15 protein-coding genes are annotated in these 21,464 nt (G+C 33.7%); 11 read left to right on the top strand and 4 right to left on the bottom strand.

The features are described 5' to 3' along the window. Window positions 1-34 precede the first annotated feature (34 nt). Window positions 35-778, bottom strand: coding sequence for a DUF3298 and DUF4163 domain-containing protein (locus Q9Q97_RS00920; protein ID WP_306153515.1), 744 nt, complete (start codon window positions 776-778; stop codon window positions 35-37). A 167-nt stretch (window positions 779-945) separates the two neighbouring features. Between Q9Q97_RS00920 and Q9Q97_RS00915 the strand changes: the two genes are divergently transcribed. Further along, the gene (locus Q9Q97_RS00915; protein ID WP_306153513.1) at window positions 946-2,088 is read left to right on the top strand and encodes a cystathionine gamma-synthase; all 1,143 of its coding nucleotides are present in this window, start codon (window positions 946-948) and stop codon (window positions 2,086-2,088) included. A gap of 279 nt (window positions 2,089-2,367) precedes the next feature. On the opposite strand, the gene Q9Q97_RS00910 is transcribed toward Q9Q97_RS00915, so the two are convergent. Next, the gene (locus tag Q9Q97_RS00910) at window positions 2,368-3,159 is read right to left on the bottom strand and encodes a glutamate dehydrogenase (RefSeq protein WP_306153511.1); all 792 of its coding nucleotides are present in this window, start codon (window positions 3,157-3,159) and stop codon (window positions 2,368-2,370) included. Between the two features lie 326 nt (window positions 3,160-3,485). Between Q9Q97_RS00910 and gdhA the strand changes: the two genes are divergently transcribed. The 7 genes from gdhA to Q9Q97_RS00875 all read left to right on the top strand — a co-directional run bounded on the left by gdhA (window position 3,486) and on the right by Q9Q97_RS00875 (window position 15,992). After that, window positions 3,486-4,829 (top strand): NADP-specific glutamate dehydrogenase, encoded by a 1,344-nt coding sequence (gene gdhA / locus Q9Q97_RS00905; RefSeq protein WP_306153508.1) that lies wholly within the window; start codon window positions 3,486-3,488, stop codon window positions 4,827-4,829. A gap of 125 nt (window positions 4,830-4,954) precedes the next feature. Beyond that, window positions 4,955-7,237 (top strand): T9SS type A sorting domain-containing protein, encoded by a 2,283-nt coding sequence (locus tag Q9Q97_RS00900; RefSeq protein ID WP_306154843.1) that lies wholly within the window; start codon window positions 4,955-4,957, stop codon window positions 7,235-7,237. A 74-nt stretch (window positions 7,238-7,311) separates the two neighbouring features. Next, window positions 7,312-8,025, top strand: a complete 714-nt coding sequence (gene recO / locus Q9Q97_RS00895) for a DNA repair protein RecO (RefSeq protein WP_306153506.1) — start codon at window positions 7,312-7,314, stop codon at window positions 8,023-8,025. Window positions 8,026-8,142: 117 nt separating this feature from the next. Continuing rightward, a complete protein-coding gene (locus Q9Q97_RS00890; RefSeq protein ID WP_306153504.1) occupies window positions 8,143-10,038 on the top strand; it encodes a PQQ-binding-like beta-propeller repeat protein in 1,896 nt (631 codons plus the stop codon). A 48-nt stretch (window positions 10,039-10,086) separates the two neighbouring features. Continuing rightward, window positions 10,087-12,000, top strand: coding sequence for a hypothetical protein (locus Q9Q97_RS00885; protein ID WP_306153502.1), 1,914 nt, complete (start codon window positions 10,087-10,089; stop codon window positions 11,998-12,000). Window positions 12,001-12,203: 203 nt separating this feature from the next. Further along, on the top strand, window positions 12,204-15,605 hold the full coding sequence (gene ileS, locus Q9Q97_RS00880) for an isoleucine--tRNA ligase (RefSeq protein WP_306153500.1): 3,402 nt from the start codon (window positions 12,204-12,206) through the stop codon (window positions 15,603-15,605). Between the two features lie 6 nt (window positions 15,606-15,611). After that, window positions 15,612-15,992: a TraR/DksA C4-type zinc finger protein gene (locus Q9Q97_RS00875; protein WP_012022792.1), complete on the top strand. Its 381-nt coding sequence runs from the start codon at window positions 15,612-15,614 to the stop codon at window positions 15,990-15,992. Between the two features lie 255 nt (window positions 15,993-16,247). Here Q9Q97_RS00875 and Q9Q97_RS00870 read toward each other — a convergent pair whose 3' ends face one another. Continuing rightward, complete coding sequence (locus Q9Q97_RS00870) at window positions 16,248-16,628, bottom strand: hypothetical protein (RefSeq protein WP_306153496.1); 381 nt, start codon at window positions 16,626-16,628, stop codon at window positions 16,248-16,250. Between the two features lie 35 nt (window positions 16,629-16,663). Further along, window positions 16,664-17,020 (bottom strand): roadblock/LC7 domain-containing protein, encoded by a 357-nt coding sequence (locus tag Q9Q97_RS00865; protein ID WP_091494460.1) that lies wholly within the window; start codon window positions 17,018-17,020, stop codon window positions 16,664-16,666. 179 nt (window positions 17,021-17,199) lie between these two features. On the opposite strand from Q9Q97_RS00865, the gene Q9Q97_RS00860 reads away from it, so the two are divergent. The 3 genes from Q9Q97_RS00860 (at window position 17,200) to Q9Q97_RS00850 (ending at window position 21,432) form a co-directional block, all read left to right on the top strand. After that, window positions 17,200-17,415, top strand: a complete 216-nt coding sequence (locus Q9Q97_RS00860; protein WP_095928396.1) for a hypothetical protein — start codon at window positions 17,200-17,202, stop codon at window positions 17,413-17,415. Between the two features lie 119 nt (window positions 17,416-17,534). Continuing rightward, the gene (locus Q9Q97_RS00855) at window positions 17,535-18,131 is read left to right on the top strand and encodes a lipoprotein signal peptidase (protein WP_306153492.1); all 597 of its coding nucleotides are present in this window, start codon (window positions 17,535-17,537) and stop codon (window positions 18,129-18,131) included. Window positions 18,132-18,273: 142 nt separating this feature from the next. Continuing rightward, a complete protein-coding gene (locus Q9Q97_RS00850) occupies window positions 18,274-21,432 on the top strand; it encodes an exodeoxyribonuclease V subunit beta (protein ID WP_306153490.1) in 3,159 nt (1,052 codons plus the stop codon). Window positions 21,433-21,464 lie beyond the last annotated feature (32 nt).

The raw sequence follows: 21,464 nt of genomic DNA, 5'->3' as shown, positions 1-21,464 counted from the left end.
GATAAAAATTTTTAAAAAAAACGTTCTTCTTTTATTATTGAAAATTCAAATATTTATTTACTTCTTCATACGAAAATAAAAGTTCTTTTGGACCGTCTGCATAAGATGCGGCTTCATACGAATTGTAAAATAAAAGCAAGCCGTCAGAAGTATAGAAGATGTTTTGAGGCAGTTGAAATTTATCGTTTTCAAACATTAAACCTGTTGCATTGATATTCGCTTTTTCAGGTATTTTGTATTTGGCTCTGAATGTCTTTTCGGCGAAAGCCTTAAATTCGTTTTCGTTTTTAAATAACTGCTTATTGAAAATCGTTTTTCCAGTTTTTCGATCAAATAATAAAGAGCGATAGCCTTGATATCCGTGAGCACCGCCTGTAAAAGTGTAATGATCAATTTTCAGATTTAAAATCTGTTCCGATTGAAATTCAACATTTCCAATTATTTTGGCTTCCCAGCCAAAAGTGTCCTCAGGAAATTTCTGGTGCATTTCTTCGTAAGAAGTAATAAAAGATTTTGACAATGACTTGTAATCATTAACCTTCGTTGAATCTTCGCCAAAAAAGACAATTTCTTTAATTACATTAAAAACCTTTTTATTAATGCTGTCTGCTACCGTTTTCTTAGTTTTTGCAATTGGAATTTCCATTGTAATTACAGGACAGTCTTTCTCGCATGGAAGATTTGATTTCTCTTCAAATGTCTCTTTTTCAAATGAAAGTTCTTTATTGCAACCCGAAATTAAAAGCAGTAAAAAGATATAAAATGGATATTGTTTCATGTCACGAAATGTTAATTATATAAAAAGAAAAAGAAGAGGAGCTGGAACAAATTAAATTAAAAGGTAAATTTGTATTCTAAAATTACGATTTTTAAAACATAAATCAAAAAAATCGCGAATATCAACAAATTTGTTGAGAACAAATATTTAAAATAAATTTTATTTATATGAAATTCAATACCAAAGTTATACACGGAGGACAGCATCATGATCCGTCTACTGGGGCAGTTATGCCACCGGTGTATCAAACATCAACATTTGTACAAACAAGTCCAGGAAAACCCTTGGCAGATTATGAATACAGTAGGGCTTCGAACCCGACTCGTACCGCGTTGGAAGACGCTTTGGCAAGTATTGAAAACGGAACTCGCGGACTAGCATTTTCATCTGGTCTTGCGGCTACAGACTGCGTTTTGAGATCTTTCAAAGCAGGAGACGAAATCATTGCTATGGATGATTTGTATGGCGGAACGTACAGAATGTTTTCTCGTGTTTATAAAGATTCGGGCATTAAATTTCATTTTGTTGATATGACGAATATCGAAAAATTGAAAAGCCTAATCAACGAAAACACGAAGTTAATCTGGGTAGAAACACCAACAAATCCGTTAATGAAATTGGCGGATATTCAGGAAATCGCAAAAATTACTCAAGAGAAAAAAATTCTTCTTGCCGTAGATAATACTTTTGCAACGCCTTATTTGCAGAAACCTTTAGATTTAGGAGCTGATATCGTAATGCATTCGGCAACAAAATATCTAGGAGGACATTCAGACGTTATTGCTGGAGCACTTATCGTAAAAGATGAAGCACTTGGAGAGCAATTGCATTTCCAGCAATTCGCAACAGGTGCAACTCTTGGTCCAATGGATAGTTTCTTGGTTTTAAGAGGAATCAAGACTTTAGCATTAAGAGTTCAGAGACATTGTGAAAATGGAGAAAAAGTGGTTGAATATTTAAGCAATCATCCAAAGATAAAAACGGTTTATTACCCAGGTTTAGAGAATCATCCGTTTCACGAAATCGCCAAAAAACAAATGAAAGCTTTTGGTGGAATGGTTTCTTTTGATTTTAAATCAGGAAAGAAAGAAGATTCTATTGCATTTTTAGAAAAGCTGAAAGTATTTACATTGGCAGAATCTCTTGGCGGAGTAGAATCATTAGCGAATCATCCGGCTTTAATGACGCATGCTTCTATTCCTGCAGACAAAAGAGCCGAAGTTGGTATTACCGACGATTTGGTTCGATTAAGTGTTGGTATTGAAGATGCAGAAGATTTAATTGCAGATTTAGAACAAGCGCTTTCTTAACGAAAGAAATTCCAATAAGAAAATCCCAAATTCCAAGATTAAACTGGAGTTTGGGATTTATTATTTGAGAGCAGGAACCTGAAAGGTTCAAATGTTTATAGAAATTAATATTCGTTACGTTGATACGACCCCATCGGGGTCGCACCTATCTTTGAGAAACAGATGCTATAAATATTTGAATCCTTCGGATTCTATTTGTCAATTTGATTTCAAACAAAAATCCCAAATTCCAATTTAATCTTGGAATTTGGGATTTTTTATATTGTAATTTATTTAGGTTTAGAACTCTAAATAGTAAATGTATCCAAAGTTAAACCAAACCTGCCAATCGTTAGATTTGTTTTCTGTGTAAATATCTTTGTTCGGATTTAATCCGTCGATCCAGTCTGAGTTGTACATTTGAAAACGAGTTTCAAACATTAAATCGCTCATTGTTGTTAGCTTGTAATGAACTCCAATAGCAGCTGTTGCAGATAAAGCAATGCCCGTTTCTGTAGAAAATCCATGAGCACGTCCATCAGATGGAGTTAAATATTTTCCTGGAGTAACATTAGGTAGTGTAATGTCTCCTAAATGAGATCCAACTTTTGTTGAATAATAGCTCACTTGAAATCCTAAAGCACCATACGGACTGAAGCTACCAATTGTATTTTCGAAATCGTGAATTTTCATGAAAGGAGAAAATTCAATCTGTGCACCCAGATTTACAAGACTAGAACTTGCGTGCATATTTCTCAATTGTGTCGCAAATACTCCGTTAGGCTTATATTCAACCCATTGACCGTGATGTTTTAAAGTGGTTCTGCTATAAGAAAGATCAGATCTTACTTTAAAATGTTCTGTGAAAAAGTTTTCTCTATTGTTATTAGCAGAAAAGTTTATAAAGTGCATGATTCCAATGCCAAAGCCTGTGTTTCCGACATTATTATCAAAGTTGTTCCTTTCTCCAAAATCGGACTGTAAAGTTACGGGTCCGGCGTAGATTCCGATCTCTTGAGCTAGTCCTTGTGCTGATACGGCAGTGGTGATGCCAAACAAGGCAAGTAATGTGATAAATAGGGGTTTAGACATTTTTGAGGGCTTACAAATCATGGCAAATATATAAAAAACATAATCGATTCAAAATATAAAATTACTGTATTGAAAAATAAGTAGCAAAATACTTAATTTACTAACTTTTAAAAGGTGATTTGCATGTAAACACCTACATGTAAAATGTGTTTTTTTGTAATGTTTGAAAAAAACACAAATCGCTTCAAAAAAGTGAAAATTGTAACATCGAATCATTATTTGATATATCTTTGTCTGTTAAAACGAAAACGTTTTCTTAAACATGATTTCTTATTTTTATAAGAGTAAAAATTAAAGCTAAATTATCTGAAAAATTTATTTCAAAGATGGAACAAAAAATAAATGAATTTATGGCTCTGGTTGAGTCAAAAAATCCAAATGAGCCAGAATTTCTTCAAGCAGTTAGAGAATTTGCAGAAACTGTAATTCCTTTTATATCTGAGCGTAAAAAGTATGATGGCAAGAATATACTTCTAAGAATTGCAGAACCAGAACGTTCTATCATTTTTAGAGTTCCGTGGGTAGACGATAAAGGAGAAATCATTGTAAATAGAGGTTTCAGAATTCAAATGAACTCTGCTATCGGGCCTTACAAAGGAGGGATTAGATTCCATCATTCTGTGAACTTGTCTGTTTTGAAATTCCTAGCATTCGAACAAGTATTCAAAAACAGTTTGACAACACTTCCTATGGGAGGTGGAAAAGGAGGTTCTGACTTTGATCCAGAAGGAAAATCTGATGCTGAAATTATGCGTTTCTGCCAGTCATTCATGACAGAATTATGCCGTCATATTGGCCCAGATCTTGACGTTCCTGCTGGAGATATCGGTGTGGGAGCAAGAGAAATTGGTTACTTATTCGGACAGTACAAAAGAATCAGAAATGAATTTACGGGAGTTTTAACTGGAAAAGGTTTGGCTTACGGAGGTTCATTAATCAGACCAGAAGCTACTGGATATGGAGTAGTTTACTTTACAGATCAAATGCTTCGTACAATTGGTCACGAAATTAAAGGTAAAAGGGTTGCAATTTCTGGATTTGGAAATGTGGCTTGGGGAGTAGCTTTAAAAGTAAATGAATTAGGCGGAAAAGTAGTTACTATTTCTGGTCCTGACGGATACATTTATGATGAAGAAGGAATTTCTGGAGAAAAAATCGACCACATGCTTGAAATGAGAGCTACTGGAGATAATAAAGCAGAAAGATACTTAGAGAAATATCCAAATGCTATTTTTCATAAAGGAAAAAGCCCTTGGGAAGTAAAAGTAGATATCGCAATTCCTTGTGCTACTCAAAATGAATTGAATGGCGAAGATGCTCAAAAGTTAATTGATAATGGCGTTTTATGTGTGACTGAAGCTGCAAATATGCCTTCTACACTAGATGCTATTAAACTTTTCTTAGACAATAAAGTATTATTTGCACCAGGAAAAGCTGCAAATGCTGGTGGTGTTGCTGCTTCTGGATTAGAAATGACACAAAACTCAATCCGTTTAAACTGGACTAGTGAAGAGGTAGACTTGAGATTGAAAGAAATCATGATCGGAATTCACAACCAATGTAAAAAATACGGTGCTGAAGAAGACGGATATGTGAACTACGTAAAAGGAGCAAACATTGCCGGATTTGTAAAAGTTGCCGACGCTATGCTTGCACAAGGTGTAGTTTAAGATTAGATTACAATAATTAGAAATACCCTCGTTATCTACGTAAGATATCGAGGGTATTTTATTTGGACTAAAAATTAAATAAAATCTCGTTTGTAGTATATTTGTCTATTCGAATACATTAAATGATGAAAAAAGTATCTTTCTGCGGTTTCTTTTTACTTCTTATTCAGTTTTGCGGGGCGCAAAGCAAACTGTCTTGGCAGGGATATTTTTCATTTAATGAAATAAAAGATGTTTCAGAATCGACTACAGCTGTTTTTGCCGCTTCAGAAAATGCATTGTTTTCGAGAAATACAGCAACAAACGTGCTCAAATCGACCACTACCGTTGATGGATTATCAGGTCAGACCATTTCTGTAGTTTATTATAGTGAAGCATTCAAAAAAACAATCATTGGCTACGAAAATGGTTTGATGATTTTGATTAATGATGCCGACGGAAGCATTTTAAAAGTGGTTGATATAATTAATAAGCAATTGCCAGCAAATACTAAAAAAATCAACCATTTTATGGAAAATAATGGGTTGGTATATGTTTCTTGCGATTTCGGAATTGTTCAGTTCAATCTTAAAACTTCGCAATTTGGCGATACTTATTTTATTGGTGATAATGGTGCCGAAATAAGTGTAAAACAAACTACGTTGTTTAACGGCTTTATTTTTGCCGCAACATCAAGCGGTATTAGAAAAGCAGATAGCGCTAGTGTAAATCTTATTGACTACAATCAATGGTCGGTTGTAAATGCGGGAGATTGGTCTAGTGTTGAGGCTTTAGATACAGAACTTATTGCGGTAAACACTTCTGGATACATTCATAGATTTAATTCAAATACTTTTGTAGGTTTCTCGCAATTGCCTCAAGCAACTGTCGATACAAGAGCCAAAAATCATAATTTGTTCGTTACAACTGCCAATACCGTTTATGTGTACAATAATCAAATGGTTTTGAATCGACAAATAACAAATTCGCAGGTTTTGGATAATACTTTGAATTTTAGCTGCGCAACTGCAGTTGGGAATCAGATTTTTATTGGAACAAAAGAAAAAGGACTGTTTTTTTCTGATTTGAATAATGCCGCCGCTTTTGAAAATAGTACACCTGCCGGTCCAGTACGAAATAACATTTTTGCTATCGATACTGGTTCAAATGTTTTGTGGACAGTTTATGGCGATTATGATGTTACCTATAATCCTTATCCGTTAGATAATTACGGAATTAGTCGTTACAATGCATCAGGTTGGCTGAATATCCCGTATTCTGAAGTTTATGATGCAAAATCAATTACAAGAGTTTTAGTTAATCCGAATAATGAGAAGCAGGTTTATGCAAGTTCTTTCTTTTCAGGATTATTAAAAGTCGAAAATGATGTGCCTAGTTTTTTATATAATGAAAAAAATAGCGGTTTAGAATCCATTACAACTGAAGGCCCAAATTATATCGATGTCCGCATCAATGCCACGGCTTTTGATAAAACGGGAAATCTCTGGGTTACAAACAGCCGTATCAAAAACGGATTAAAGGTTTTAAAAACAAACGGACAATGGGGTAGCTATGCCATGACTTCTATTTTAGACGATGCAGAAGAAGAGAACTACTCAAGTATAGCCATAGATCGTAATAATGTAAAATGGATTGGAACTCTAAAAAGCGGAGTTGTTGGATTTAATGAGAGCACCAATACATTCAAAAAAATGACTTTTGGCGTAGATGCTGGTAATCTACCAATAGCAGATGTTAGAACAGTAGCTTTAGATACAAAAAATCAGCTTTGGATAGGTACGACAAAAGGTTTGAGAGTTTTGTCTAATGTTTCGAGTTTTCAATCGGAAAGTCAGTTAAAAGCAAATCCAATTATTATCACCGAAGATGATTTGGCTCAAGAACTATTGTACGAGCAGTTTGTCACTTCTATAGCTGTAGATGGTGCAAATAATAAATGGATCGGAACAGCAGATTCTGGTGTGTTTATGGTTTCGCCAAATGGTCAGGAAACGAAATATCATTTTACAATAAATAATTCGCCATTGCCGAGTAATTATGTAAATGATATCAAAATAAATGCTAAAACAGGAGAAGTTTTTATCGCAACCAATAAAGGATTGGTTTCTTTTAATGGAATTGCAACAGAAGCTAACGACGATTTAAGCAATGTTTATGTTTATCCAAATCCTGTGCGTCCAACATACTCAGGAACCGTTAAAGTTGCTGGATTAATTGACAAAGCAAATGTCAAAATCACAGATATCGAAGGCAATCTGGTTTACGAAATAAACTCTTCTGGAGGAACAATCGAATGGGATACAACTGCTTTTGGAAAATATAAAGTAGCATCTGGAGTTTACATGGTTTTTATTTCTGCAGAAGATGGAGGAGAAACTAAAGTTAAAAAAGTGATGATAATTAGATAATATGGCAATTAGAAAATTAGAGAATTGCCAAAATCTAAAATCCACAATCTAAAATCTAAAATCTAAAAGTAAAAGTGCTCGTCAAAACCAAAGCCATAGTAATCTCCTCTTTAAAATTTCAGGAAAAAAGCTTGATTGTAAAATGCTTTACACTTTCGAGCGGACTGAAGTCTTATTTTGTGCGCGATGCTTTTTCTAGTAGAAAGGCAAGTCAGAAAATTGCGTACTTTCAGCCTTTTTCGATTTTAGAGATAGAAGCTGTTCATAAGAATAAAGGAACTTTAGAGAATTTTAAAGAAATCAGAAGCGCTGTTCCGTTTCAGACGATTCATACAGATATCGTGAAAAGTACGATGGTTATGTTTCTTTCAGAAATGTTGCATCATTCCATTCAAGAAGAAGAAAAAAATGAACAGCTTTTTTTGTTTTTAGAAACGGCGCTTACTTGGCTAGATCATCATGATGAAATTTCAAATTTTCACTTAATCTTGCTTTTAGAAATCACAAAATATCTGGGCTTTTATCCTGATACTTCCGATATAGATTTGCCTTTTTTTGAAATAAATGAAGGAATTTTTACGGTTTTCCACACTTCAACCGCACTTTCTGAGCATGAAACGACTTTATTTAAAAAACTATTAGAACTAAAATTTGATAACGATCAAAAAGTATTTCATGTACTTGAAAGACAAATATTGTTAAAAGTTCTGATTAGCTATTATTCATCTCATTTAGAAGGGTTTAAGAGTCCAAAATCGCTTGATATTTTGAAAGAAATTTTTTCATAACTGCATTTCTATTTTTATATATTTGCTCAGTATTTTTTTACTAAAGGATTATGTCTTTTTGGTAAAAAGTAAATTTCAAAAATATCTAAACCAACTAATTTAAAAAAAAATTCTACCATGAAGAAAATTACTTTTTCGATTATTTTTCTTCTGTCGGTAACGGTTTCATCAATTGCCCAAAGAAAATATGATGAAATAGTTACAACAGAAAATGCTGTCCAAGATTTGGTGCAGAATGGGGTTACTGGAGTTGTTGTCTTTAAAGAAGGCTCATCTATTAAAGGACTTGATCCTGAAACAAAAAAAATTGTATGGACTTTAACTAAAGAAGATTTTGGAGGTAGGTCAGTATTGGATATCGCAGGTGATACAGATCTTACAAAACTTTTCGCGGATAAAAGTACTTTAACTAATGTGCCTGGAAGCCCATATGTGGAAGCCTATCTTGAAAGTAAATACCTTATTATCAATACTGATACAGGTAAAGTAGTTTATAATTCTGCAAAAGAGTCTTTCTGGGTTACCCAATCAGATTTTATTCCTGAAACAAACGAGTATTTGCTTACTTTGAAAAAAGATGGCGATATGGCAATTGCTTTATTGGATATGACAACTGGTGAATTGAAATGGAATACAGCTGTTGATAAAGCAAAATCATTGTTTAGTTTTTCTTTTAAAGAATCTGCAAACACAAACATCGCTACAGTACACGGATCAGTAATTTACTATTTATTGTACGGAAAATTATATTCTTTTGACAGAGCTACAGGAAAGTTAAACTGGAAAGGGGAAGAAGATTATTCTAAATTCTTTTTAACTCAAAACGATAAAAATATTGTCGTAGTAAATAATGCAGGAACTTTCTCTTCAAAACAGTATTTAAATGTATTGAATACAGAAACTGGAAAAAGTATTTGGAAAGAATCAATCAAAACTAAGAGAGTAGTTTACCTTGAAGATTGGGGAACAAAAATCTTAGTGGCGCACTACAGCGGATTTAACTTTTATGACTTAACTTCTGGAGAGAAAATCTGGAAAAAAGACGCTCGTGGAGATGGTTTGAAAAGAGTAATTCCGATCGACCAAGATTTCTTATATGTTGCTGAAAACGAAATGATGTTGATCAACAAAGATGGAGAAAAGCTTTGGAAAAAATTCATCGAAATTTCTGATGACAAAGAAGATCCAATCTACTACTTAGGAAAAGTGGGTGAAAAAGTAATGTACCTTACAGGAACTTACGGAAACATGGTAGATTATAAAACAGGAGTTAAGCTTTGGAAACGTAATATTAAGTTTGAAAAAGACCGTCCAGTTTTACCAACTTACGATGAAGCTACAAATTCTTACTTAGTGTATAATGATGAGAAATTATACAAATTTGATCCAAGCATTAGCGATAAGCCAGAGCCATTTGCTAAAGTAAATATCAAAAAAGAAAAAGAATTAAACAGTATCGAACAATTTCCTTGGGGAGTTGTGCTTTCAGGACCACTTGAAGTTATGGGAGTAAATATGGATGGTACTATAAAATATCACCATACTTATTCACAGCCAGGGGAAGGAACAAGACGTCTTTTAAAAAGTGCTGCAATTGCGGGAAGTATTGGTTTAGGAATTGGTTCAGGAGTAAGTTCAGTTAAAGGTGCTGATTTGACTATGACATATCGTGATGCTGATGGTAACATGAGAACCGTGGTTGCAAAAGGAGATCAGCATAATAAGGATCAGGCAAAAACTTATGCGGCTGGATCAGCGGCTCTAGGTGTAGTAGCGGCTAAATTTGACAAGCGTTTCAACGCAATGAAACAAAACAGAGACTTCTCTTATATTTTTGCAAAAGCAGATTCTGGAGAAAAAATTCTTGTAAAAGTGAGTAAAGTTGATGGTGTTGAAGTTGATAAAATTATTTTCAACAACAACAAGCCAATTTATGAAGTGGATCCTGCGACTCAGAACATTTTTTATGTTTCTGATAAGTCAATTCAGATTTTCAACAAGAAAGAAAAATAAAAAAAGACAAGGCCATCAGGATCTGATTCTGATGGTTTTTTTTTGCCTATGAAAAAAATACTACTCCTTATTGCTTTGCTTGTAATTGGTTCAATTCAAGCACAAGAAAAAATAAGCTCTAAAAAAAAGAAATTTTATATTCCGGTAATTAAGTATTCAGAATTTCCTGCGCTTGATAATGTATTGACACAAACTGCTTTTTATCAGATAGACAGATCATTGCAAGAAGAAGAATCTAAACTGAAAAAGCATTTTTTTAATATCAACGGATTTATAAAAGATCCTGTAAATGGAAAGCTGAAAATCTATTTGACTTTTGCACTTCCTAGGTACACTGAAACACAAGTGGATAGTGCCTTCAATAAAAAAGAAAACAGGTGGGTTTACAGTGCACATTCTAACTATGTCACAAGCGTAAAATTAGATGTTAGGCATGGGGATAAGCTGTTGCTGACCAAAGATTTTGGAGGATCAGAATCGTATTCAATAAGTGTTGGAAATAGTCTGGGATCTATGAAAATAGCAGCTTCAGAACACGATAAAAAAATCAGGGCAGCGGTTAGTGATTCAGATTATACAGATGATGGTTTTGAAAATGTTATTTATAAAGCTGCAGGCAGAGTTCAGGATTTCCTAAATTATAAATTTGGATATACAACTGATGAATCTAAAGAAAGATTTGAATTTGTAACTTCAAAAGGGCATTCAGAATATAAACAAATGCTGGCTTTCGAAACAGAGATTACAGCTCAAATGGAGAAAGTAACGCTTGAAAAAGGTCTAGATGAGAAATTGCTGGCGCCGCATTTGCAATATCTAGAAAGTCTTTTGGTTAAATATCCCCCTTCACCTGCAAACGTAAACATTCGATTTATTGTTACAAATAACTTAGCAGAGACTTATTTTTTACTTGAAAACAAAGAGAAAGCATTGCTTTATGCTAATTTATTAATTGAAAACGATAAACTGGATTCGAGAGGATCTTCAATTATTGAAAGGGTAAATAACGCTAATTTCGCTGATAAGAAAATTAGAAGCCATACCAATCGTTTTGCTGAACTTCAAAAATTAGGGCTTAAAATAGCAGAAGAAAAAGAAGAGAAAAGGTTGGCGTTTTTCGAAAAAATACACCAGCAGGATGCCGAATGGGAAATCGAAAAATCTAATCGTGAAGCTTATTTGGAAAAGATTAAAATGCAAAGACATAATTTGCTTGATTCAATAGCGTATCAATTAAATGCAAATCTTTTAGCAAAAGTAATCGATAATCTTGGTGGAAGCCAGGCCTTGAAAAAAATAGAAAAAACACATTTGCTTTCTAAGATTTCGATAGAAGGAACTAATATTCCTCAAACAGAAGAAAAATGGGCTACAACTTCGCATTATCTTCTAAAGAAAAAAATGCCTGAAGCTTATTACGAAATAGTAAATGGACCAGAAGCATGGAGCCATGACGATCGTGAAACAGGTATAAATGCTAAATGGGCAAAGTTAACCGCATACGATTATAGCAATTTGTCTAAGAATGTTGATCCAGTAAACTTTTTGACAGACTTAAGACTTGATCTGTGGAATAATTTTGAGATTTTAGGAGAAGAAATGTACGAAGGAAAATTGTGCTATCATTTAAATTATTTTGAAAAAACGTTGAGTTCTGGAAACAGAACAATTCCGAAAACAGATTATCATGTTTTTATTGATAAAGAAAACTTCAATATTGTTTCTACAGAGAAAACAGAATTTGATAACGGAAATAAAAGTTTTTTCGAGAGAAAATTATTTGGTGATTACCGCCCTGTAACAGGATTAAATTCTGGAAAAATCCCTCATAAGATTAATTATGAAATTGAAGATTTTAACGGTGAAACCTTGTATCAGGAAACTCGTGAAAAAGTAGAAATAAATCCTGTTTTTGGAAATAGAATTTTTATGAAAGAAGTCTATTTCGGAGGGTTTAAATAAGATATAAGCTTGCAGAAAGCTATTTTTAGAATTGGTTATTTTTTGATTTTATTGTCTCAGAAAAATGAGAATAATGTCAGAAAGTAACCAATTCTTGTGTTTTTGTATCTATTCTCTCAACAAAACTTTGTGAAATTTAATGAAATTGGCGGTCAATAGTTCAAAATTTCTTACTTTCGCACCTCGTTTAAGAAAAGGATAAAATGAGTACAAAATTTACTGAATACAAAGGACTTGACTTACCAACTGTAGCGTCTGAAGTTCTTGATTTTTGGAAGAAAGAAAATATATTTGAAAAGAGTGTAACAACTCGCGAAGGTGCAGAGCCTTTCGTATTTTTTGAAGGTCCGCCTTCAGCAAACGGATTACCTGGAATTCACCACGTAATGGCACGTGCGATTAAAGATATTTTTTGCAGATATAAAACTCAAAAAGGTTTTCAAGTAAAAAGAAAAGCCGGTTGGGATACTCACGGTTTGCCTGTAGAATTGGGAACCGAAAAAGAATTAGGAATTACAAAAGAAGATATTGGTAAAACGATTTCTATCGAAGAATATAACGAAGCGTGTAAAAAAACCGTTATGCGTTATACCGACGTATGGAATGATTTGACCGAAAAAATGGGGTATTGGGTAGATATGGAAGATCCGTATGTGACTTATAAACCAAAATATATGGAATCTGTTTGGTGGCTTTTGAAACAAATCTACGATAAAGGTTTGTTGTACAAAGGATACACGATTCAGCCGTATTCTCCAAAAGCAGGAACTGGATTGTCTTCTCACGAAGTAAACCAGCCCGGAGCTTACCGCGATGTGACTGATACTACAATTGTAGCGCAGTTTAAAACATTGCCACAAACATTGCCTTCGTTTTTACAAGGTTTTGGAGATATCCACATTTTAGCTTGGACGACAACTCCTTGGACACTTCCTTCAAACACTGCTTTAACAGTTGGTCCAAAAATCGATTATGTTTTAGTAAAAACTTTCAATCAATATACTTTTGAGCCAATCAATGTGGTTTTGGCTAAAAACTTAGTTGGAAAACAATTCGGAAAAGGCTATTTCTTAAGTGAAGACGATGCTGATTTTGACAATGTGAAAAACGGCGACAAAAAATTGCCGTACAAAATCTTAACCGAAGCAAAAGGAGCAGATTTAGTAGAAATCCGTTATGAGCAATTATTGCCTTATGTGTTACCATATGAAAACGCTGAAAATGCATTTAGAGTAATTTCTGGAGATTTCGTAACAACAGAAGACGGAACGGGAATTGTACATACAGCTCCAACTTTTGGTGCAGATGATGCTAAAGTAGCAAAAGAAGCAAAACCAGAAGTGCCGCCAATGTTGGTTCTGGATGCAGATGGAAATGCAGTTCCTTTAGTAGATTTACAAGGAAAATTCACTTCACATGTTGGTGATTTAGCTGGAAAATATGTTAAAAACGAATATTACGATGCAGGACAAGCTCCAGAGAAATCTGTAGATGTTGAAATCGCTATTCGATTAAAAGAAGAAAACAAAGCTTTTAAAGTTGAAAAATACGTGCACAGTTACCCACACAGCTGGAGAACTGATGAGCCGTTATTATACTATCCATTAGATTCGTGGTTTATTAAAGTAACCGACGTAAAAGATAGAATGTTCGACCTGAACGAAACTATCAATTGGAAACCCAAATCTACTGGTGAAGGACGTTTTGGAAATTGGCTTAAAAATGCCAACGACTGGAACTTATCTCGTTCTAGATATTGGGGAATTCCGTTACCAATCTGGAGAACAGAAGATAAAAAAGAAGAAATTATTATCGGTTCTGTTGAAGAATTGTGCCATGCAATCGAGAAATCGATCGAAGCAGGTTTCCAAAAAGAAAATCCGTTTAAAGGATTTGAAATCGGAAATATGGACGAATCAAATTATGATTTAATCGATTTGCATAAAAATGTCGTAGATCAAATAACATTAGTTTCTGCTTCTGGCCAGCCAATGAAGCGCGAAAGCGATTTGATCGACGTTTGGTTTGATTCTGGAGCAATGCCGTATGCACAATGGCATTATCCTTTTGAAAACAAAGAAAAAATTGATGAAAACAAAGATTTTCCAGCAAACTTTATTGCAGAAGGAGTAGACCAGACACGTGGATGGTTTTACACGCTTCACGCAATCGGAACTCTAGTTTTTGATAAAATTGCATACAAAAACGTAGTTTCAAACGGTCTTGTTTTAGATAAAAATGGAGTTAAAATGTCTAAGAGTAAAGGAAATACCATAGACCCATTTAAAACCATTGCAGAAAACGGTCCAGATGCTACGCGTTGGTATATGATTATGAATGCAAATCCGTGGGATAACTTGAAGTTTGACCTTGAGGGAATTGCTGAGGTTAAGCGTAAGTTCTTTGGAACATTATACAATACGTATTCTTTCTTCTCGTTATATGCTAACATCGACGGATTTAAATACGAAGAAGCTGAAATTCCGTTAAACGAAAGACCGGAAATTGATCAATGGATTATTTCTGAATTGCATTCCTTAATAAAATTTGTTGACGAATGCTACGAAGATTACGAGCCAACAAAAGCGACAAGAGCTATTTCAGATTTCGTTCAGGAGAATTTAAGTAACTGGTACGTTCGTTTATGCCGTCGCCGTTTCTGGAAAGGAGAATATGCAAAAGATAAAATTGCAGCTTACCAAACGCTTTATACTTGTTTGCTTACTATCAGTAAACTAAGCGCTCCAGTGGCTCCATTTTTTATGGATAAATTGTACCGCGATTTAACAACTTCTACGGGAACCGAGGGTTTTGCTAGTGTTCACTTGGCAGAATTCCCAAAATTTGTCGAAAACTTTGTTAATAAAACGTTGGAAAGCAAAATGCAGAAGGCGCAGACGATCTCATCTTTGGTGTTATCACTTCGTAAAAAAGAGATGATCAAAGTACGTCAACCTCTGCAAAAGGTAATGATTCCAGTACTTGACGAGAATCAGCGTGCTGAAATCGAAGCTATTTCTGACTTGGTAAAAGCTGAGGTAAACGTTAAAGAAATTGAACTTTTAGACGATGCTTCAGGTATTTTGGTAAAACAGATTAAGCCTAATTTTAAGGCTCTTGGACCACGTTTTGGTAAAGATATGGGGTTGATTTCTAAGGAGATACAAAGTTTTTCTCCAGATCAGATCAATCAGTTGGACAAGCAAGGAACGCTAGATATTGTTATTGCAGGAAATAGTGTAACTTTATCATTAGAAGATGTGGAAATTACATCACAAGATATCGAAGGATGGTTGGTTGCTAATTCAAACGGAATAACAGTTGCGCTTGATATTACAATCTCCGAAGAATTAAAAAATGAAGGTATCGCGAGAGAATTAGTAAATAGAATACAAAACATTCGTAAAGATTCAGGATTTGAGGTTACGGATAAGATTAAAGTTCAAATAAAACGAAACGGCATTTTAGAAGAAGCAGTTTCAAAAAATGAAGACTATATTAAGTCTGAGACATTAACAGATGATTTGGTTTTTGCTGACGCGTTAGAAAACGGCACAGAAATTGAGTTTGATGACATTAGAACCATTATATTAATTTCAAAATAGTAGAAAATGATAGATGAAATTACAAGATACTCTGATGCTGATTTAGCAGAGTTCAAAGAAATAATCCAAGCAAAAATTAAGAAAGCACAAGAAGATCTTGATTTGATCAAAAGTGCGTATATGAACGATTTGAATAACGGAACTGACGATACTTCTCCAACTTTTAAAGCTTTTGAAGAAGGAAGTGAGACCATGTCAAAAGAAGCAAACTCTCAGTTGGCTATCAGACAAGAGAAATTCATTCGTGACTTAAAAAACGCTTTATTCCGTGTAGAAAACAAAACATACGGTATCTGCAAAGTGACAGGTAAATTAATTAGCAAGGAAAGGCTTAAAATCGTTCCTCATGCAACAATGAGTATCGAGGCTAAAAACCTGCAAAGATAATCGCGTAGAAATACGTAAGAAAAAAGCGCTCCTTTTAAGGGGCGCTTTTTTTGTTTAATGTTTAGCTATGAGCGAGTTTGTTACTAAATCTAAGCTTTGAAAGAAATTATTTATAATTAATCAAAATAGAATTGAATATCTCCTATAAGTTTTTGTAAGAACAAAATTGAATGCGAGTTCTCTTCATTTTGAGTTTTCTAAATAAAAAAACCGCCTTAGAATTAAGACGGTTTGTAATAAATTGAAATCAAGAAATTAAGCTAGGTTTTTTTCAACTTCAGCTTTGTGTTTTCTTAAAATAGCTCTAGTCATTCCTAAATTAGCTTTTGAAGCATCAGCAGCTAGATAGATCATGAATTTTTTGTTTGGAGAAATGTCGATAATGTGGATTTGATTAGAAAGTGTGATCAAAATATCTTCGATGTCCTGATTTAATCCTAAAGCTTTTACAGCGCTTAATTTAGCTTTTACTACTTCTAAGTTATAAGCTGCGGCAAGTTCTGGGTCAAAACCTGGGTCAATAGTTAAATTTCCGAAACTTAATCCAGATTCAATTTCTGTTACTGCTACAGCGATAAAGCCGTTTACGTTAGTTTTCATTTCGTTTAAAAACACGTTTAAAAAGTCATTGCTCATAGTTCATTTGGGTTATTTGTTAATAGAATTGTATGTTATTTCAATAAAGAATTTTTACTTAATTCGGCAGAAACTTCTTCTGTAGAACGCATCAATAATGCTAGATTGCTTCCTTCTTTAGAAAAAGCAACAATAAAGTTGGAGCCGCTTATTTTGTTTCCAACAATAACGCCTTCTGCACTTTTTAGATATAACTGTTTTAAAGAGCCTTTTTCTAAATCAATTAAGAATTTTTCGCTCATAGATAAAATTGCTGCGCTCATTGCGGCAATACTGTCTCCGTAATCAAGATTCAGTGAAGTAATTAATTTGCCTTTACCATTTAAAATTAACGCTGCGGTAGATTTTGTGCTGACAAGAAAGTCATTTAGAGTAGTTGTAATTTCATTCATGATTTGTAGGATTTTGGGAGGAATGTTAAATTCAGTTCGTTTTGGTGTTGTTTTTAGAAAATAATTCAACTTGTGCTAAACAAGTGTTAATTTTTATTAACAAATATAAATTAAATTATGTATCATTGTAGTACCAAATCAGTAATAATTTAAATTATTTACTACAAAAAACTTACATTATGGCTAAAGTATTGAAATTCAAAGAAGTAAACTCTGATGTGGAGCGCAGAATGAAAGAATTTGAAAAACTGCGTGTTAAGTTTAAAGCTGATGTAAAAAAAGGGGAAGCTAAGAAATTGGCGGCCGGAAAAGAAAGTAAAGGTATCTTTAAGTCAATCTCTGAATTCTTTTCCGACAGTCCGAAAACACCAGCAAAAGCTGCTGTTAAAAAGTAAACTTTACCGGGTTTAGATTAGCAGATAAACTTGTTTAGTTTGTTACAAAAGAATTAACGCTCCTTTGGGAGCGTTTTTTTTGATTTAATTGTTATTTTTGCCCATCAAAAAATCATAAAATGTCATTACGAAAAGCGTATTTCCTTATATTCTTAGTTTTAATTGTTGATCAGCTTTCCAAAATCTATGTCAAAACAAATTTCGTTCTTGGTGAAGAAGTTGTAATTGCAGATTGGTTTAGAATTCATTTTATTGAAAATGAAGGAATGGCTTGGGGAACAAAAATACCAGGCGAATACGGTAAATTAATTTTGACAGTGTTCAGAATCTTTGCTGTTGTCGGAATTGGCTGGTGGCTTTCTGATTCGGTAAAAAAACGTCATTCTACTTATTTAATAGCGGCTATTGCATTAATCTTTGCAGGAGCGGCAGGAAATATTATAGATTCTGTTTTCTACGGAGTTATTTTTGATGACAGTACGCATAACTTGGCGACTATTTTCTCGCCAGCTCCATACGGAACTTGGTTTCACGGTTTGGTTGTAGATATGTTCTATTTTCCTATCTGGGAAGGCGAACTTCCAACTTGGCTTCCGATTTTTGGCGGAAAACATTTTGCTTTCTTTAATGCTATTTTTAATGTAGCCGATGTAGCAATTTCTACGGGTGTGGGTATACTTTTGGTTTTCAACAAAAGAGCTTTTCCAAAACACTAAATATTTAAAATTCCAAATAGATAAAAATTCCAAATTCCAATATCTATAATGCTCCTCGCTGTAGATATTGGAATTTGGAATTTTTAATTATTGGGATTTAATTTTTTATTATCTTATTTTTACGATATAAAAAATCAAAATTATGCAAAGTCCGTCTTTTTCTATTTATGATGCTTCTGCGGGATCAGGAAAGACGTATACTTTGGTAAAAGAATATTTAAAAATTATTCTTTCTTCTCCAAAAAACGATGCATATCGAAATATTCTAGCTATTACGTTTACCAACAAAGCGGTTCATGAAATGAAAAGCCGTATTGTTGGAAATCTATCTGAATTTGCAAAAGACGATCCGTCTTCAAAAGCAGTCGATTTAATGGAGGATTTGTCTCGAGAAACAGGACTTTCCATTATTAAAATTAAAACCAAATCGCAACAAATCATTAAGCACTTAATTCATAATTATGCTGCTTTTGATATTTCTACCATTGATAAATTTACTCATAAAGTTATCCGTGCTTTTGCGCACGATTTAAATCTGCCAATGACTTTTGAGGTTACTTTGGATACTGAAAATTTATTGGTCGAAGCTGTTGATGCGATTATTGCGCAGGCAGGTGAGGATGAAACGCTGACAAAACTGCTCATCGATTTTACGATGGAGAAAACCGATGATGATAAAAGTTGGGATGTTTCGCGAGAAATCCTAGATACTGGTAGATTGGTTTTGAATGAAAATAACCGAAATGAAATTCTCCATTTTCAAAACAAAACAATCGAAGAGTTTGTAGAGATCAAAAAGAAAATGCAGGCGCTTTGCAAAGAGCTGGAAGAAACTAATGAAGGTCTTGCGGTCAAAGCAATTGAATTGATTGATGAAAATGGAATTGACCCAAAATCATTTTCTAGAGGAACTTTTCCAAATCATTTGCAAAGTATTCGAGAAGGTAAATTCAATCCGAAAAATAAAACCTTTCATGAATTTGATGATATTGCGATTAATAAAACAGCAAAAGATCGTGCTTTAATCGAAAATATTATTCCAGAACTTCTTCAGATATTAAAGGAGGTTTATCAAAATTTTGAAAAAAGGGATTTTTATAAAGCCTTTTTAAAAAATATTACGCCACTTTCTTTGTTGAATACTGTGAGTAATGAGCTTGCAAAAATTCAGTCGGAACAAAATGTTTTGTCGATTTCAGAATTCAATGCTATAATTCACCGCGAAATTCAGAATCAGCCGGCGCCTTTTATTTATGAGCGTTTAGGCGAGCGTTATCGAAATTTCTTTATTGACGAATTTCAAGATACATCAGAAATGCAATGGCAGAATCTGATTCCGCTGATTGACAACTCGCTTTCTGGTTTAGATGATTTGGGAAATAAAGGAACTCTGATGATTGTTGGAGATCCGAAACAATCTATTTATCGCTGGCGCGGAGGAAAAGCAGAACAATTTATTGAATTAAGTAAAGAAGAAGTGACTTTTTTTCATCATGAAAAAAAAGTGAAGCATTTAGATACAAACTATAGAAGTTATAGCGAGGTTATTGAATTTAATAATGCTTTTTTTAAACTCATTTCTTCAGAATTTACAAATGAAGACTATAAGAATTTATACGAAAATCATAGTTTTCAAAATACAAATTCCAAAAAAGGCGGTTATGTAAATATTTCTTTTCTTCCGATTGCTGATAAAAATGAATCTGCCGATGAAGAAGAAGTTGTAGAGAAATCTGATTTGTATGTTTTAGCCACTTTAAATACAATTCAAGAAGTAGTAAGGCAAGGTTTCGAATATAAAGATATTGTAATTCTGACCAGAAAAAGAGATCAAGGAATTGCGGTGGCAAATTATTTGACAGAGCAAGGCATTCCGTTGCTGTCTTCAGAAACTCTGATGATTCAAAATGCATCAGAAGTCCGTTTGGTTATTCATCTTTTAAGATATTTAAACAATAACGCTGATTTAGAATCGAAAGCTAATTTTTTGCATTTCTTGGCTTCAAGCAGAGATTTGACAATGCCTATCCACGATTTTATCGCAATGGGAATGAGCTATAAATTTGAAAAAGAATTTGAAGAATGGCTTATGACTTTTGATGTTTCTTTTTCTTTTGAGGATGTAAGGAAGAAATCTTTGTATGAAGCTGTGGAAATTATCATTTCTAAATTTATTCTTTCCTCCGAAGGAAATGCTTATGTGCAGTTTTTTCTGGATATTGTTTTAGAAAGAGATATTAGGAATCAATCGGGAGTTTCAGACTTTTTAATTTTCTGGGATAAGAATTCGGAGAAATTTAGTATTCCGTCGCCAGAAGGAAATAATGCTGTTCGAATTATGACAATCCATAAATCTAAAGGATTAGAATTTCCAGTCGTAATTATGCCTTTTGCAGATGAAGATTATAATCGAAAACCAAAAGATAAATTGTGGCTAGATACCGAGGAAATAGATTTGGGAGTTCCAAAAGCTTTGGTTGATAATAGCAGTGCGGTTGAAAGTTTTGGTGAAAGCGCATCAGCAGTTTTTAATTTAAAAAAACAAGAAGAGCTTTTAGATAACATAAATGTGCTTTATGTTGCTTTGACTCGCGCAGAAGAGCAATTGTATGTGATTTCGCAATCATTAAAAGCAAAAAATGATGGTGAATATCCGAATAATATGGCTTCTTTTTTTATTAAATTCTTAATTAACCAAGGAGTTTATGATGAAGAAAAATTGAATTACGAATTTGGAAATAAAACCAAACTGTCAAAAACGACCAAAACAGTTGACACTGTTAAATCAATTCCGATTGTCAGAGAGGTTTTAAATCCGAAAAATATTAAAATAGCCCAGCGTGAAGCTTTGATGTGGGGAACGCATCAGCAAGAAGCTATTTCGTATGGAAATATTGTTCATGAGATTTTGGCTTTCGTTAAAGATAAATCAGATGTTGATTTGGCAGTAACAAAGTCAATTGAGAATGGTTTGATAACTTATGATCAGCTCGACAAAGTGCTTAAAACTTTGAATGAAATTGTAAATCATCCAGAACTGAATGTTTGTTTTAATGGAAAACATACAGTTTTAAATGAGCAAACTATTGTTCAAAAAGAAGGGAGAATTTTGAAGCCAGATAGAGTTGTGTTTTTAGAAAATAAAGAAGCTTATCTGTTGGATTATAAAACTGGAGCTGTAAATGCTAAATACCAACAGCAAATTCAGGAATATCAAGATGCAATACAAGATTTGGGATACACGGTTTTGAAAAAAGCTCTTGTTTACATCGGAACTGAAATTGAAGTGGTAAATTTGTGAAAAAATTAATCAGATGTTAAAGAAAAAGCGAA

The sequence above is a fragment of the Flavobacterium sp. DG2-3 genome (genome assembly GCF_030730925.1).
Taxonomy (GTDB): Bacteria; Bacteroidota; Bacteroidia; order Flavobacteriales; family Flavobacteriaceae; genus Flavobacterium.
The sequence above is the reverse complement of the archived record's forward strand: the minus strand, read 5'-3'. Positions and strand labels throughout refer to the sequence as shown.